We start from the raw sequence: 15,605 nt of genomic DNA on the forward strand, positions 1-15,605 counted from the left end.
GATTAAAACTTAATATTAGTCAGTATAATTCTGTATATGACATCCCTCAAAAATCGACAGCCTAATGGTATCAATAATTCTTATAGCAGTGTTTCTATAATATATTAAAAGCCTCTTTGTCCGCTTAAGAGTTTAATCTTACAAAGAAAATGCTAAATCATAAGCCTCCCAGATTGCTGTTTTCAAATTTCCAACCTTTTTAACATCGCCGACTATATGAATATTCGTTTTCCCCTGTTGTGTTCCGCCGTCAACAAGCCTCGTGTCTGGCATATAACCACAGCTCATTATCACGTCGTCGCATTCCAACTGTATTGTCTTTTCCGCTGTCTCAATAACAATTCCATTTTCAATGATTTCTAAGAGCTTTGCGTTTTTATAAATAGGAACTTCATAATACCGCAATAAGTCTCTCATACAACTGGAGTTTGCCATGCAGAGTCCCTTGGTCTTTAAAATATCGTCTGCCATTTCCACAATAACCGGTCGTTTTCCTTTCAGCACAAGGTCATAGGCAATCTCGCAGCCCGTCAAACCTCCGCCGATTACAGCGACGTCCTTTCCTACTTTTCTCCCCAGCAGATATTCCGTTGCTTCAATAGCTTTTTCCTGTCCCGGAACATCTAGCTTTCTAGGTTTTGCGCCCGTAGCAATGATAATTTCATCTTCTGTCAGCTCAGCCAGAGTTGTAATTTCACAGTTGTATTCCACTTTAATCGGCAGGCTTTCTATTTCTTGTTGAATCCATCTTATAAATTCTTTATCTTTTTCTTTGAATTCAGGTGCTGCTGCAGCATTAAACACACCACAGAGCCGGTCACTCTTTTCATAAATAGTTACCTCATGACCTCGTATTGCCGCAATTCGGGCTACAGTCATCCCAGCGATACCCCCGCCGATGACCGCAATACTTTTCGTTACAGCTGCTTTTTTCTCAAAATCATATTTCTGCTCACAGAATGTCCTAGGGTTCAACGCACAATGCCCTTGTGTTTTTCCATCCTCTTCATCGATTTCACAGCCAACGCCTTCATAATGATAAATCGGAAGACATGCATTATGACATGCAATGCAAGGAAGAATGTCGCTAAATTTCTCCTGTTCCAGTTTTACAATATATTCCGGATCCGCCAGGAACTGACGTCCGATTCCCATAGCATCCAGTTTTCCTTCTGATATAGATGCTGAAGCTTCATCCGGCTGCATTCTTCCTGCACATACCACAGGAATTTCTACCACTTCTTTTAATCGTGTCACCTCCGCCATGTTACAGTTTAAAGGCATATATACAGGCGGATGCGCCCAGTACCATGAATCGTAAGTCCCATTGTCCGCATTAAGCATGTCATATCCTGCATCCTGAAGATATTTTGCGGCTTTCAGCCCTTCCTCAAGATCTCTGCCGGCTTCTGTAAATTTCTCACCATAAACTGCCCCGATACCAAAGCCGATTGTCTTACTGGTTACGGAATACCGAAGGGATACAGGGAATGTGTCACCGCACTGTCGCTTAATCTCCTCTACAACTTCTTTCGCAAACCTGTAGCGGTTATCAAAAGTCCCCCCATACTGATCTGTTCTCCGATTCGTATACTTCGTTGTAAACTGATCCAGCAGATAGCCTTCATGCACGGCATGCACTTCCACACCGTCAAACCCTGTCTCCATACAAAGTTTGGCTGTCTTACCATAGGCATCCACATACTCAAGAATTTCTCCTTCCGTCAGTGGTCTATGTATAATTTCTGGAAGCCAACGGTTAGGCAGTTCACTAGGGGCTACAAGAAGATTATCCCAGTCAAACATGGACTTTTGTCCGGTTTCCTTCTCTTTTTCATAAAGTTCCTTTAATGCCAGCGGCATGGTAAATGTTCGTCCCCATCCTGCACCAATCTGCAAAAACACTTTTGCACCGTAACTATGAATTTCTGCTAAAAGCGGCTTTAGTCCTTCGAATATTTCTTTCTGCTCATAAAGCCACTGTTTCCCCACCATACTACGCAGAGTAACCATTCCGGGAATAATTAAACCTACATGATTCTTTGCACGCTCCACATAATAATCATAGATATCCTCACCAATTTTAAAAATAGGTAAGCAGTCTATCATGTTTGTACCTTCCATTGGTTCCAAAACAAAACGGTTTTTAATCATTACCGTTCCAATTTTAAATGGTTCAAATAAAATTTCGTGTTCTTTTTTCATTTTTTGAACATCCTTCCTCAATTATCCTATTGTGCAAGTAAGCAATTCAACTGACCGATCAGCTGTTCCACCTGTTCTCCCGGCATCTGTCCCAGCAGAGATTTCATCGGCATTTCCCGGATAACTTGCTCTCCCAGCTTCTTGTATTCGTCACTCATACCTTCTGCTGATGCGGCTGCTGCTGCCAATGGAGCCAGCAGTTCCGTAATAACGGGAGCGGTTTTCGTATGATCCAATAATTCTCCGAACGTTGTTGTGAAATCTACGCGAAGGGGCAGTTCTTTCTGTGTTTCAAATACAATATCAGCATGTAATCGGATGTCATCAGAAGCATGGCCGATCAGGATCCGGTATGTTCCGGATGGCGCATACCAGTCCCCGAGACGTTCTTCATAATAGGAAAGATCCCTCGCCAAAATTTCCATCGACACCGTTTTTTCCTCTCCCGGCAGGAGATGAACTTTGGCAAATCCTTTCAATTCCTTGACCGGTCTCTCCGATATGCCGCACAGGTCAGCCACGTACAGCTGTACGACTTCTTTTCCTTCTGTCTTTCCTGTATTTTTCACCTTGAAGGAGACCGTCAGGATATCCTCATCCGTCATTTGAGCCGATGACAAATTCAAGTCCTCATAAGCAAATTCCGTGTAAGACAGCCCATGTCCGAATGCATACCGCACCGGAACCTTCTTTGTATCATAATAGCGGTACCCGACAAAGATATCCTCACCATATAACACCCGCTTTCCATTTCCTGGGAAATGAAGGTAGCTCGGATTATCTTCCAGCCGGTACGGGAATGTCTCCGCCAGCCTGCCGGACGGATTCGCTTCTCCGTATAACAGCCAGTCACAGGCTTCGCCAACGCCCTGACCTCCGAGATACATTTCAAGGATCGCGCTTACTTTATCAGCCCAGGGCAGTTCTACCGGGCTTCCATTGTGGAGTACAACTACAACATTAGGCTGTACTTTCAACACTTCTTCGATCAGACGGTCCTGGCATTGGGGCAGCTTCATAGATGTTCTGTCATACCCTTCCGACTCAAATATCTCAGGCAGACCGGCAAAGATCACCGCGACGTCTGCTTCTGCAGCAGTCCGAAGCGCTTTTTCTAGCTCTTGTTCCGTCATCGCGTCATTTTCCATAGAAAATCCTTTTGCATAAGTCACGCTACGCCCTTTTTCTCCGGCAGCATCTAATGCCGAAACGACCCTGAACGGATTGATATGGCTGGAGCCGCCGCCCTGATACCGCGGCTTTTCGGCAAATTCCCCTATATAGGCAACCTTTCTGTCTGTATTCAACGGAAGTATACCGTTATTTTCTAGCAGGACCGCACATTCCGTCTCAATATCCGCTGCTTTTTTATGATCTGTTTCCTTATCAGATATAATTTCCGGACAATGCTGCTCTTCACCGGCAAATACAACATTCAATACCCGCTCCACCGCTTCATCCAGCACAGCTTCGTCCAGTCTTCCCTCCTGTACTGCTTTCACAATCTGTCTGTCATTGTATCCTCCGGAATAAGGCATCTCCAGATCCAGTCCGGCCTGCAGTCCTTTCACACGGTTATTTACAGCGCCCCAGTCACTGACGACGCAGCCTTTGTATCCCCATTCTTTTCTCAGGATATCTGTCAGAAGATATCTGTTTTCCGAAGCATATTCTCCATTTATTTTGTTGTAGCTACACATGACGGTTCTTGGAGCTGATTCTTTCACCGCTTCCTCAAACGCAGGCAGGTAGATTTCCCTGAGCGCACGTTCTGACACCTCGGAAGATATCGTCATACGGAGTGTTTCCTGGTTATTCAGTGCGAAGTGCTTAATGCTTGTCCCCACGCCCTGACTCTGTACTCCGCGGATATATGCCGATGCCATCCTACCTGCCAGATATGGATCCTCCGACAGATACTCAAAGTTCCGCCCGCATAACGGGCTCCTTTTAATATTCACCGCCGGGCCAAGCAGCATGCTTACATTCTCGGCCTGACACTCCGCTCCCAGCGTCTCTCCCATCCGTTCCATCAGGTCAACATCGAAGCTGGAGGCTGTTGCACAGGCTGCTGGGAAACAAACGGCCTTCACACTTTCATTCAATCCCAGATGATCCGTTTCCCCTTCCTGCTTTCTCAGTCCGTGAGGGCCGTCCACCATCATAACTGACGGAATGTTCAGTCGTTTGATTTCTTTCGTATGCCAGTTATCAGCGCCCGAGCAGAGACTTGCCTTCTCTTCCAGCGTCATTTTTGAAATCAGTTCCTTTATTCTGTCCATCGCAAAAGTCCTCCATTCTTTTCTTAATACTGATTGATCATCTGTGACTCTGCCTCTTCACGGCTAATCTCACCATTGTTGCATTTTGCCATCAGCTGGACATCATGGTCATTAAGCTTGTAAAGGCGAAGCATAAGCAGAGTGCAAATCCCCCCGATAATGCTGCCAAGACAGCTGAATGTCCATAATTTATCGGCAAATCCTGCCGCCTGAACAACGCCTTCTCCTTCCCGGAAGCCGATTAAAGTTAACGCAAACACACTGACTGCTGTTGCGACCGCTCCATTTAATTTTGTAAAAAATGTCTGCGCTGCAAACGTTACACCACGCATTTTTAATCCTGTCTTGTACTGTCCATACTCGTAGCAGTCCGGCGTAAACTGATACTGCAGTATAACTGCTATTCCCAGCGGAATTCCTCCTAAGGCATTTAAAGTCACATACACCGTCATATTCTCATACCCAGCAATGAATCTTACAATTCCCAGAAGTAAAGCGAAAACATATGAAATATAGAAGACTTTAAATTTGTCATATTTCTTGCATAATTCTACTGCCATAACCGCACCGATTAAGGTTGGAATAATCACCGTCATCGAAACATATGAGGCAGCTTCTTCACCGCCAAGGCAGTACCGGGCAACATATAAGCCCCAATTTGCACCAACATTAAGCAGGCTGCTGATGAGCGGAGCCGCAAAGAAAATCAATAAATATTTGTTCTTTCGCAGACATTCTGCCATATCGCGCAGCGTATAACTATCTTCTGCCCCTTCGTCCAGTGCTCTTTCTTTTTCAATTACTCTCTCCTTTGCGAACAGACAGATTGGAATCATCATAACAACTGACAAAAGAGATAACACAATTACTGTTGTCGCCCAGCCGCCTAACCGCTGCCGTACCAACGGCAGGACAATTCCTGTAACAATACCTGCAAAAATAACAAACATCCTTCCTATACTGTTTAGTGAAATACGTTCCTTCTGGTCCGTTGTCATCGTGGTGACAATACCAAAAATCGGCACATCACAAAGGGTATAGGCTGTATCCCATAACATATAAGCAAGTGTTGCCCATATGATTTTAGCCATCATGGGAATCCCGGTAGGTATTGTAAAAAGAAGAATGGTCGCCACCGGAATCGCTATGACAGATATTTGAAGCCACGGCAGGAATTTCCCTTTCTTAAAATTTACCTTATCCATGATCATACCGAAGATCGGATCGTTGATGGCATCCCACACTTTCGTGATCAGCGCCACGATCGCAACCAATGCTGCCGTTATGCCGATATCTGTAAAATATGTAGTCATATATCCTATCAGTCCATAGAATACATTCTGTCCCATAAAATACAAACCATAACTGATTTTTTCTCTTTTTGTAACTGCATTTTCCATTTCGTTATCCGTCCTTTCATTGTTTGATTCAATTATAAATAATCCCAAAGGGCAAATCACCAACGATATATAAGCGGTTTACCGACGAAACTTAATATAATAATCATCTTTCTAAAAATTAATATAAATATTCTTCCATCTTAGGCGTCCACCATTCCAGATATCCTGCCTGCGTCGGATGAACCGGATCTGCCATATAAACTTCATATTCTTTTTCAGAAACGTCATTCATCTCCTCGTCATTCCAAAGGTCGATCACGCCTATTCCATATTTATCCTGAAGCTCAAATAATACATCTACCATCTGCTGATACTGTTTACTGTCATATTTTGTTCCAGTATAAAAGATCACGGGACAATTCCATGTCTGCTTTGCATATACAATGATATATTCCATTGCTCCTGTTATCGTCTGTGTATCAAAATCTTCCAAATTTTCTGAACGGCTGAGTTCTCCTATCGGCATTTCCTTCGACGCGTCATTCGTGGAAAGCTGGCAGACAAATGCATCGAATTTCTCATCTGTACCGATATTATTTTTCATCCTCTGGATATAAGACGTCTTTCCGTTATCCACTAAAGTAGTACCACTTACGGCCTCTTTTACATACTCACAGCCATTTCTATAAGAGATATAATCTACAAAGGAAACATCCATTGAGTACAGCCCTAAAGTTACAGACGATCCAAGATAGCAAATACGCTTTCCTTCAAGCGGACTGTTTTCTAAGGGTTCTACATTTTCCAGACTATATTTTTCTGCGTTTCCTGGCATTTTTTTCAGTTTGTTCTTCCAAACAAAATCAAACGGTCCACCACCGCCTGCCGCCCCTACTAAATATGCCAGACCTATACCCACAGCCAGAATCAAAATTAAAACGACACTTAAGGTAATCTTCAATATTTTCTTTTTCATAATCCTAAACTCCTCGTATTATTTTCAACTTTCGTATTAAGAAAAACTGACCGTCTGCTTTTGCCGGTCAGTTCTCACAAATACTGTCATTTTATTTCCTTTGATACTTTTATTCAAACTGATATATTCCGCTCCCCACCTCATACAATCTGCCATCCGGCAGTTTTACAGTGGCAGTTGTGTTACAGGGAATCTCCACTTTCAATTTAAATTTCCCCTCTTCCATACTCCACTCTGCCCCTACTTTACCGTACTCACTCATATAGGTACGTTTTGCACTTGTAAACGCATTATTCGGCTCCGGCGCAATCACAATCTTCTTAAATCCGGAAGCAGCCATATCAATGCCGCTTATCTTCCGGAACATCCAGTCGTCCACGCATCCAAAGGCATAATGGTTCAGGCTTGTCATAACCGGAGACCCGTCCTCCTTGTAAGAAATGTAATTTTCCCAGATTGTTGTCGCTCCCTGCTTCACCTCATAAAGCCATGACGGGCACTTTGTCTGGAGCAGGATTTTATATGCCTTGTCCATCCTGCCGATCTTACAGAGTGCATCCAGCAGATACGGTGTCGTCAGGAATCCTGTATCCAGACAATCCCCGTTTTCTTCTATCTTGCGGATCAAATGTCCGGCGATACTTTTTTTCTTCCTTTCAGGAGCAAGATCAAATGCGATTGCCAGCACATAACTGCCCATAAAATCAAGAGGCATCTTCCCATCATCATCGATCAGTCCTTTTTGAATGGCAGATTTCATTCTGGACGCAATGTCATCATAGTATAATTCGTCTGATGTATGCCCGAGGAGTGCTGCTGTATCTGCCATGATCCGACAGGAATTCCATCCAAAGATTGGCGCGCAGTATACAGAAGTATTGATAGGTTTTGCAGCGCTTTGGTCTGCTCCGTCTACTGTCTGGCTCGGTATGAGCCACTCCCCGTACTGATGTCCTGTATTCCACAGATACTGGTCAATTTCTTTTGGATGTTTCATCTTGCCTCTACGCTTCTTTGCAGTGTTGATGATATAGTCGCACCACTTTTTCATTGTGTCATACTGCTCTCTCAGTATCCTGATATTTCCTGTAAGCTGATACATGCTCCACGGTACGATACAAGCGGCATCTCCCCATCCCGCTTCTCCCACCGGTTCAAAATTGCGGTATACGATCCGATTCAGTTTCTCCAGTAATTCATAGATTCCGGTAAGGGGGATCACATTGGGAATCGCTCCGTTTTTCTGCTGGCTGCAGGTCATATTACGCAGCCATCTTGTCAGAAACGGGGTTACATTTTCGTTGAGCATGGCTGTTCTTGCATAAATCTGGATATCTCCGGTCCATCCGCCTTTTTCTCTCTGCGGACAGTCCGTGGGGATTGAGAACAGATTCGACCGCTGAGACCATCTTGTATTTTCGTAAAGCCGGTTTATATCTTCGTTGGACGTCTCAAAAGTTCCCAGATCCTCATTGTCAGAAGACAGGACAATCGCTGTGAAATCCTCCGGACTCACCGGCTGATTGCATGTCACTCTCACATAGCGGAAACCGTGATATGTAAAATGCGGTATATATTCTGTAAATTTCCCTTTTGAAATATAAATATCGCTTTGTTTGTGTCCTGTTTTCTCTGACATGAAAATATTATTGAAATAGTTTCCATATTGATCCAGAGTTTCAAAATGATCTAATACCATTTTTGTTCCGGCAGGCAGTTTCGCTTTTACGCGCAGAACCCCCGCCAGATTCTGCCCGAAGTCAATGATCGTCTCGTCTTTCGGGCTGACTGTCATTCCGACTGCCGGTACTTCCTTTACCGGGCGCACCGGTTCCCCGTACTGAGCTACCAGGTTCGCGTAAGATTTTCCGCATGGGATACCTGCTTTCCAGCTGCTGTCATCGAATCCGCAGCAGTTCCAGTTTTCCTGTTCCATCCGTGCGTCATAGAGTTCGCCTGCAAACAAATCGGAAGACCGGACCGGACTTTCCGAAACCTTCACAGCATCATCGGACAGAACAATTTCACTCGTTCCGTCTTCATAATCAATCTTTATCTGAAATAACACAGAATGTTCGGCTTTAAACTTCCTGCTTCTCGGTTTAAAGTTCGCACTGTCATACCAGCCGTCCCCCACTAACATTCCTATGACATTTCTTCCCTCTCTCAAGAATGGAGTCACATCATAAGTCTGGTAACACAGATATTTAGAATAGACGGTAAATTCCGGAGCAAACTCTCTGTCGTCCGGACGTATTCCGTTCACGCTGAGCTGATATGCTCCGTGGCATGTGGCATAGACGCGTGCCCGTTTTATACCGTCTCGTGCGTCAAATTCTTTGCGGAAATATTCTGCCGGATTCTGCCCGCCGGTTCCAGGTTTTACCTTTTTCATCGGGAACGGAGATTTCACCCACTCGGCCGTCCATTCTTTCTTCATAAATCCCGTCTCAAAGGATGAGGATGCCGCCGCCTTTTCTCCGTTATTAACCGTCACTTTCACTGTCCAGCTATAGTCACTGAGACTTTTCAATGGTTTCCCGTTGTACTCTACAAAAGTGCTTTTATCACTTTCTATCACCCCGGAATCCCACACTACTTCTCCCAGACTTGTCACTGTAATATGATAGGATGTCTGCATCACATTCTTTTTGTCACTGATGATCACCCATGAAAAATAAGGTACTTCGTCCACGCATGGTCTGTATTGACTGTTTACCTTAAGTCTTGTAAGCTCCATAGCAACCTCCCTGCCGGATTAGTTATTCCTGTTGATTTTAGCGTCCATCTCTATTACTGCTTTCTGATCCAGCGTATACTGTGTGCCAAAGATAAGCGACCCTAATATTCCAAATATCAGCGGCAGGATCAATGCGCACAGGATAATGCCTGTATTGATACTCTCAGGTTGGACAGATGCGCCGGTAACAAATCCATATGCTGCGATCACATACCCTGGAATTGCTCCTCCCAGCCCCTGCGCGACCTTACTGACAAAGGATGTGAGTGAAGCGATGGCTGCTTCCGCCCGTTTACCCGTTTTATACTGTACATAAGTGGTATTGTCCGCCTGTATGCTGGTACTGACCGGAACCATCCATCCTCCTGCCACACCTCCGATAAGAGCGCTGATATATATTAAAATCATAGACGTCACATCCAGCAGTCGAAGCAGGTTAAGCGCTGTCGATATTATGACCGCGGTCAGGTAAACTTTCTTTTTCCCAAACCGATTGGCAAGATATGGTCCCATCACAATTCCAACCAGTGATGCAATTAAGCCAATAATAGAAACTCCCGACATCAGTTTCATATCCCCTAAAACATATGTATAAAAATATGCTCCTGCTCCGCCAGCTATTGAACTTCCTGTCCCTACTATTAAAGTAGCTGCAAACGCTGCCCATATAGGCTTATATCTCAGAAATTGAAGCATCTCTTTTAAACTGTACTTTTCCTCATTATTTTCCCCGAACTCCACACGTTCTTTAACACTGAGTGCACCTGAGATGGAAAGAACGAGCGTCAGAGCCATAGATCCGAAGATTAATACATAATAACTTTCCAGTTTTCCATCTGCTACTATAACAGGTCCTAATACTCCAATCACCGCTCCTCCAATCATCGATCCTAATGCGTTGAAAAGAGACAGGCTGTTTCTTTCTTTATCATCTGTAGTCATAACCGGAAGAAGACTGTTTTTGGAGATGTCCATGATATCAAAGGTCCATCCCAACAGCAAATAGGTAACATAAACGATCACATATTTTCCTACAGGACTCCAGACAGCGCCAAACCACAGCAGAATATAGTTTATGACACAGATAATGGTTCCCAGAATCAGCATAGGGCGAAATTTTCCCATTTTTGTTACGGGAAATCTATCCAGAATAAAGCCCATGACAGGATCGCTGATTCCATCCATTACCTTAGAGATTAAAAACAAGGTCGCAAGCGCCTTGGGATCCAGTCCCACCACAGTTGTGTAATAGATCATAAAATATACGGATAAAAGTGTCATAAGCGGTATGTTTCCTGCACATACCATCAACATCCCTATTTTTTCAGATAATTTTACTTTCTAATTTTCTTTCTTCATCTCTCTGCTCCTTATTAGAAGTTTGCCAGTGCAATATCCAGCATCTGTGCTTCCTCTGGTTTGATTTCTCCTGCGAATGTTTTCGCGACATCTCTAAGCGAAAGTCCATATGCAATATCCGGAATCATATCCACTTCCATCATTTGAGAAAGAAACGCGCGAATATCCGGATGGTTCAGCAGTTCTTCCATTGTCGAATCTATGCTGTATTTCCTCTTTAAAGGCTGTGACGCCTCATAAGTGACTTCATATTCTCCGGCTTTCACACGGCAAATTCCGTTTTCTACATCTTCAAACAGTGGGTTTTCTTTATCTTCATATACAGATTCCGGCGCAAGTGGAAGAACCACTTCTGCCCTTCCGCCAAACGGAACTGTAACAGTGACAGTGATTTTATTATCCCCTGATATCTCCCAACCGCACTGATAGCATCCGCATGCTGAATCATAAACCGCTTTTACATATCCCAGTCCGCGATTCACTTTCGGGCTGATCCGCATCACCCGGCCTCCCGGACTCTGTTCCGTCACATCAATCCCGGCCGCATGGCGGAAGATCCATTCCAGTACGGCGCCATATGAATAATGATTCAGGCTGTTCATTCCCGTGCTGGAGACATGGCCGTTCTCATCCAGTGAATTCCAACGCTCCCACACGGTCGTTGCCCCCAGCTTCACTTCATAAAGCCAACCCGGATATTCTTCGTTCAAAAGCAGCCGGTACGCCGCATCCGTCATCCCGTGGTCTGTCAGCACGTTGCACAGAAGCGGCGTACCCACAAACCCGGTATTCAGTTTATTTTTGTTGTCCCGGAGGAGTTTTTTCATCATCTGCTTTGTCAGTTCTTCATTTTCAGACAGATGATACTTCAGCGCAAGGATAAGCCCTGTCTGCGTCTTCACCGCACATCTTCCTGTGGAAGTAAAATATTCTTCTTTCACTGCCCGCCACTGACGGTCTGCGATTTCCTGATATTCCTGTCTCGTTTCTTCCAGTCCAAGCACGTCCGCCGCCTTTGCGACTGTCTGGGCGCTTGCCGCATAGTAGATATCCGCGATATATGCTTCATCGGTCGCCCCGTACACACTGTTCGCGGCAGCGCCTGTACGGTCGAGAGCCAGCCAGTCTCCATAATGGAAGATCTGTCTCCATCCGTGATGATCTCCGTCAATCCTGCGAATATAATCAACCCATGCCTTCATGCTCTCAATCTGGCTTTCCAGGATTGTTTTGTCCCCGCTGAACAGATATACGTTCCACGGAATGATACACGCAGCGTCTCCCCATGCGCAGGAACATTTTGTCGGTCCGAATGTGGGGACAATCTCCGGAACCATTCCGTCCGCCAGAAGCTGTTCCTGATACATGTCATATAAATATTTCCGGTAAAACGCGTAGGTATCAGCCAGATAGCTTGCAGTCGCAGAAAATACCTGTGCATCCCCTGTCCAGCCCATTCTCTCATCTCTTTGCGGGCAGTCTGTAGGCACATCCAGGAAGTTTCCTTTCATCCCCCATTCGATATTGGAGATCAATTTGTTCACAAGATCATTCCCTGTCTCGATTGCCCCGATGCTCTCATAATCGCTGTAAAGAACAAGCGCCGTGAAATCCTCACATGAAAGATCCCTAATCCCGGTCACTTTCACATATCGATAGCCATAGTATGTAAAATGAGGCGTAATCACCTTTTCTGTACCATCAGAAACATAAATGTACTCCGAAAGTGCAGTTCTTAAATTCTCGTTATAGAAACATCCGTCCTGAAGCACCTCTCCCGTCTGAATCCTGATAGTTGTCCCCGCCGGCTCATGTACACGCAGTCGGAAGATCCCTGCGATCTCCTGCCCCAGATCAAATACATCTTCTCCAGCAGGCGTATGGATCAGTTCTGCCGGCTTCATCTCCTCCTGTACCTTAACCGGAAGAGATAACCGTTCCATAAGCCGGCCTTTCGGAACCTTTGCGATCCGCGCAGGAGACTCCTCTACCGGCGGCAGCGTATCATCTCTTCTCTCACCGTCATAGATATTGGAAAACCACAAATTGCTTCTTGTAACTGACCAGGTTTCATCAGAACTGATCACATCTTTCGTTCCGTCTTTGTACTCTATGTGAATCTCCGCAATCAGCTTCCACTCGTCACCGTAATATGCTTCCCGCTCCGGATCATTGAAACCGAACCTGCCTTTATACCAGCCGTTCCCGAGAAGAACAGACAGCACACCGCCTTGTTCTGCCTGTTTCGTGATGTCATACGTCTGATACTGGATCCACTGGTCATAATTATTGCAGTACGGAGTCAGATACTCATCACCGATTTTCTCAGGATTTTCTTTGCTTTCCCCCAGAAAATATGCCTCATACAATCCCAGACCGCAAATGTACAACCTTGCTCTTTTCACTTTTTTTTTCGGTTCAATCCTTTTTGAAAAAATCGGATGACGTTCCTGACTGCTGTCACAAGTAATCCATCTTCCAGTCCATGGTTCATCCATTTTGGCAGTCTCAAAAAACTGTACATCTGATTCGATTACTTCCTCTACATCTGTTGCAACAATGACCTTCCAGTAATATCTTGTATACGGCTGTATTTCAAATTCTACTCTTGTAGAGAGGCTGTCCAACTCTGTTTCACCTGTATCGTAACAGATATCTGTAAAGGTTTTATTCTTGCTGATTACAATCCTTGCATGTTTCTGGTTCTGTCCCCTGCATCCTTTCACTTTCCATGAAAATGCAATAGTATCCATATTAAACCCTATCGGATTTGTGATATGATTTGTTTTTGCCGCATAAATCTTTCCCATGCTGATACTCCTTCTCTATCATTCTTATTCACTTGTTCCCGCTTTTGACCGTTTCTCCCTCAACAGATATGTCTGCTCATTCAATTTTTCCTTGGTAATAGGATAACCTTTTGAGAAGATCACAATGGCCACCACATTTACGATTGCCGGCAATATTAGCACACAGAGGACGATCACATTAATCACATCGTCATTCTGTACTGCCGCCTTACTGTCAAATCCTGCTAACTGCAGCAGATACCCCGGAATCGCACCACCGATTCCCATTGCACACTTGGAGACAAAGCTGGAAAGAGATGCGACAGCACCTTCTGCCCTAATTCCCATAGACACTTCGATATAATCTGTATTATCTGCCTGTATTCCATAATTAAGAGGTGCTGCAAAGCCGGCTCCTATTCCTGCAATCAATACAGAGACAATAAGAAGGGGAATGCTCCTCACATCCAACAGACGGATGATTGGTGCAAGTCCTGCAAGTGCAAGTCCAATCGCATACATTTTCTTCTTTCCAAACCTTCCAATCAGATTACCAATGACCATTGTAGCCGGAAAAACAGCAACACATGTAATAAGCGTAATAATAGACGCCAACGTCAGGTCTTCAAAAATATATGTATAAAAGTATGTATTTGCTGCATTCACGATATTGCTTCCAATCGAATATAACAGTACAGCAAGGAATGTAATGTACACCGGCTTCTGACTGAGAATCTTGAATAATTCTTTTACAGAATAGCTGTTCTCCATCTGTGGTTTTACACGTTCTTTTACTCCCATGGTTCCTATAATAGAGAAGAAAAAAATCACTGCTGTCATGATCAGAACAAGATTAATATATCCCTGTTTGTTAGAAGTATCTCCAAGAATAAGTGGAGCTGCCACACCGATTACAAGCGCCCCGATCACATATGCAAGCCCTTTGATTGTACTTAAGCTGTTCCTTTCTTTCATATCTTCTGTCATAACCGGCAGAAGACTGTTCAGCGAAATATCCATGACTGGGAACAACACACCAAGCAGAATATACGATACATATGCGATTGCCAGTTTCCCCGATGTTGATAACATAGGTCCAAACCAAAGCAGAAGGAAATTGACGCTACACAGAATTGTTCCCAGAATCAATGTCGGTCGGAAATGTCCCATTTTTCTGGTCGGAAGATGGTCGATTATAAATCCAACTAACGGATCGTTAATGGCATCTAGAAAGCGTGCGATCAGGAACAGTGTCGCACATGCAGCAGGACTCAAGCCGCATATATTGGTATAAAAAATTAGTAAATATCCGTTGATCAGTGTCATAATCGGAATGTTTCCAAAGTTTGCCATTGCAAATGACAGCTTTTCTCTCATTTTTATCTTATCTTGATTCATATTTTATTCTCACTTTCCCTCTTCTGCACACAGAGAATTCAACTCTACAATCATCTGTTCAATCGCTTCACCTGGAATCACACTCAGAAATGACTTCAGCGGCATCTGGGCTATAATTTCCGGAGTCACAAGTTCTACTTCTCCTTCTTCTTTCTTTGATTCTTCTCCCTGTGATATCCCCTCAAGATACTCCATCATTTTTCCTGCTGTCTTCGGGTGGCTCATTAACTCTCCCATTGTCGTGGTCATATCTACAGTAAACGGCAGCGATACATCTGTAGTAAATGAAAGTTTGGCAGTTTCTCTTATATCATCACTGGCATGTCCGATCTGGATCTCATATGTACCTGACGGAGTATACCAGTCGTGAATCTTTGTCTCGTAGTAAGCAAAATCTCTCGCACAAAGCTCCATTGTAACCGTCTTCTTCTCACCCGGATTCAGAAATACTTTCGCAAACCCTTTCAGTTCCTTCACTGCTCTTGGCACGGTGCTGTCTTTGTCGCTGACATAGAG

Annotated in this window: 9 protein-coding genes; all 9 read right to left on the minus strand. The window is 44.3% G+C overall.

The annotated features are described in order from the left end of the window. Positions 1-138: 138 nt before the first annotated feature. Positions 139-2,205: an oxidoreductase gene (locus tag OCV70_RS15770; RefSeq protein ID WP_117854335.1), complete on the minus strand. Its 2,067-nt coding sequence runs from the start codon at positions 2,203-2,205 to the stop codon at positions 139-141. 26 nt (positions 2,206-2,231) lie between these two features. After that, the gene (locus OCV70_RS15775) at positions 2,232-4,487 is read right to left on the minus strand and encodes a beta-glucosidase (protein ID WP_117854334.1); all 2,256 of its coding nucleotides are present in this window, start codon (positions 4,485-4,487) and stop codon (positions 2,232-2,234) included. A 23-nt stretch (positions 4,488-4,510) separates the two neighbouring features. Further along, positions 4,511-5,887: an MFS transporter gene (locus OCV70_RS15780; protein ID WP_117854333.1), complete on the minus strand. Its 1,377-nt coding sequence runs from the start codon at positions 5,885-5,887 to the stop codon at positions 4,511-4,513. Between the two features lie 118 nt (positions 5,888-6,005). Then, a complete protein-coding gene (locus OCV70_RS15785) occupies positions 6,006-6,803 on the minus strand; it encodes an SGNH/GDSL hydrolase family protein (RefSeq protein WP_180210996.1) in 798 nt (265 codons plus the stop codon). Between the two features lie 109 nt (positions 6,804-6,912). Beyond that, positions 6,913-9,543: a family 78 glycoside hydrolase catalytic domain gene (locus tag OCV70_RS15790; RefSeq protein WP_117854331.1), complete on the minus strand. Its 2,631-nt coding sequence runs from the start codon at positions 9,541-9,543 to the stop codon at positions 6,913-6,915. Positions 9,544-9,561: 18 nt separating this feature from the next. Then, complete coding sequence (locus tag OCV70_RS15795) at positions 9,562-10,824, minus strand: MFS transporter (RefSeq protein WP_178105361.1); 1,263 nt, start codon at positions 10,822-10,824, stop codon at positions 9,562-9,564. Between the two features lie 92 nt (positions 10,825-10,916). Then, positions 10,917-13,712 carry an alpha-L-rhamnosidase gene (locus OCV70_RS15800; RefSeq protein ID WP_117854329.1) on the minus strand — a complete coding sequence of 932 codons (2,796 nt, stop codon included), beginning with the start codon at positions 13,710-13,712 and terminating at the stop codon, positions 10,917-10,919. A gap of 24 nt (positions 13,713-13,736) precedes the next feature. Beyond that, positions 13,737-15,089: an MFS transporter gene (locus OCV70_RS15805; RefSeq protein ID WP_117854328.1), complete on the minus strand. Its 1,353-nt coding sequence runs from the start codon at positions 15,087-15,089 to the stop codon at positions 13,737-13,739. 9 nt (positions 15,090-15,098) lie between these two features. Continuing rightward, positions 15,099-15,605, minus strand: a 507-nt coding sequence (locus tag OCV70_RS15810; RefSeq protein ID WP_262579862.1) for a fibronectin type III-like domain-contianing protein, incomplete at its 5' end; no start/stop codon positions are given.

Source organism: Blautia acetigignens (assembly GCF_025566865.1).
Classification (GTDB): Bacteria; Bacillota; Clostridia; order Lachnospirales; family Lachnospiraceae; genus Blautia_A; species Blautia_A acetigignens.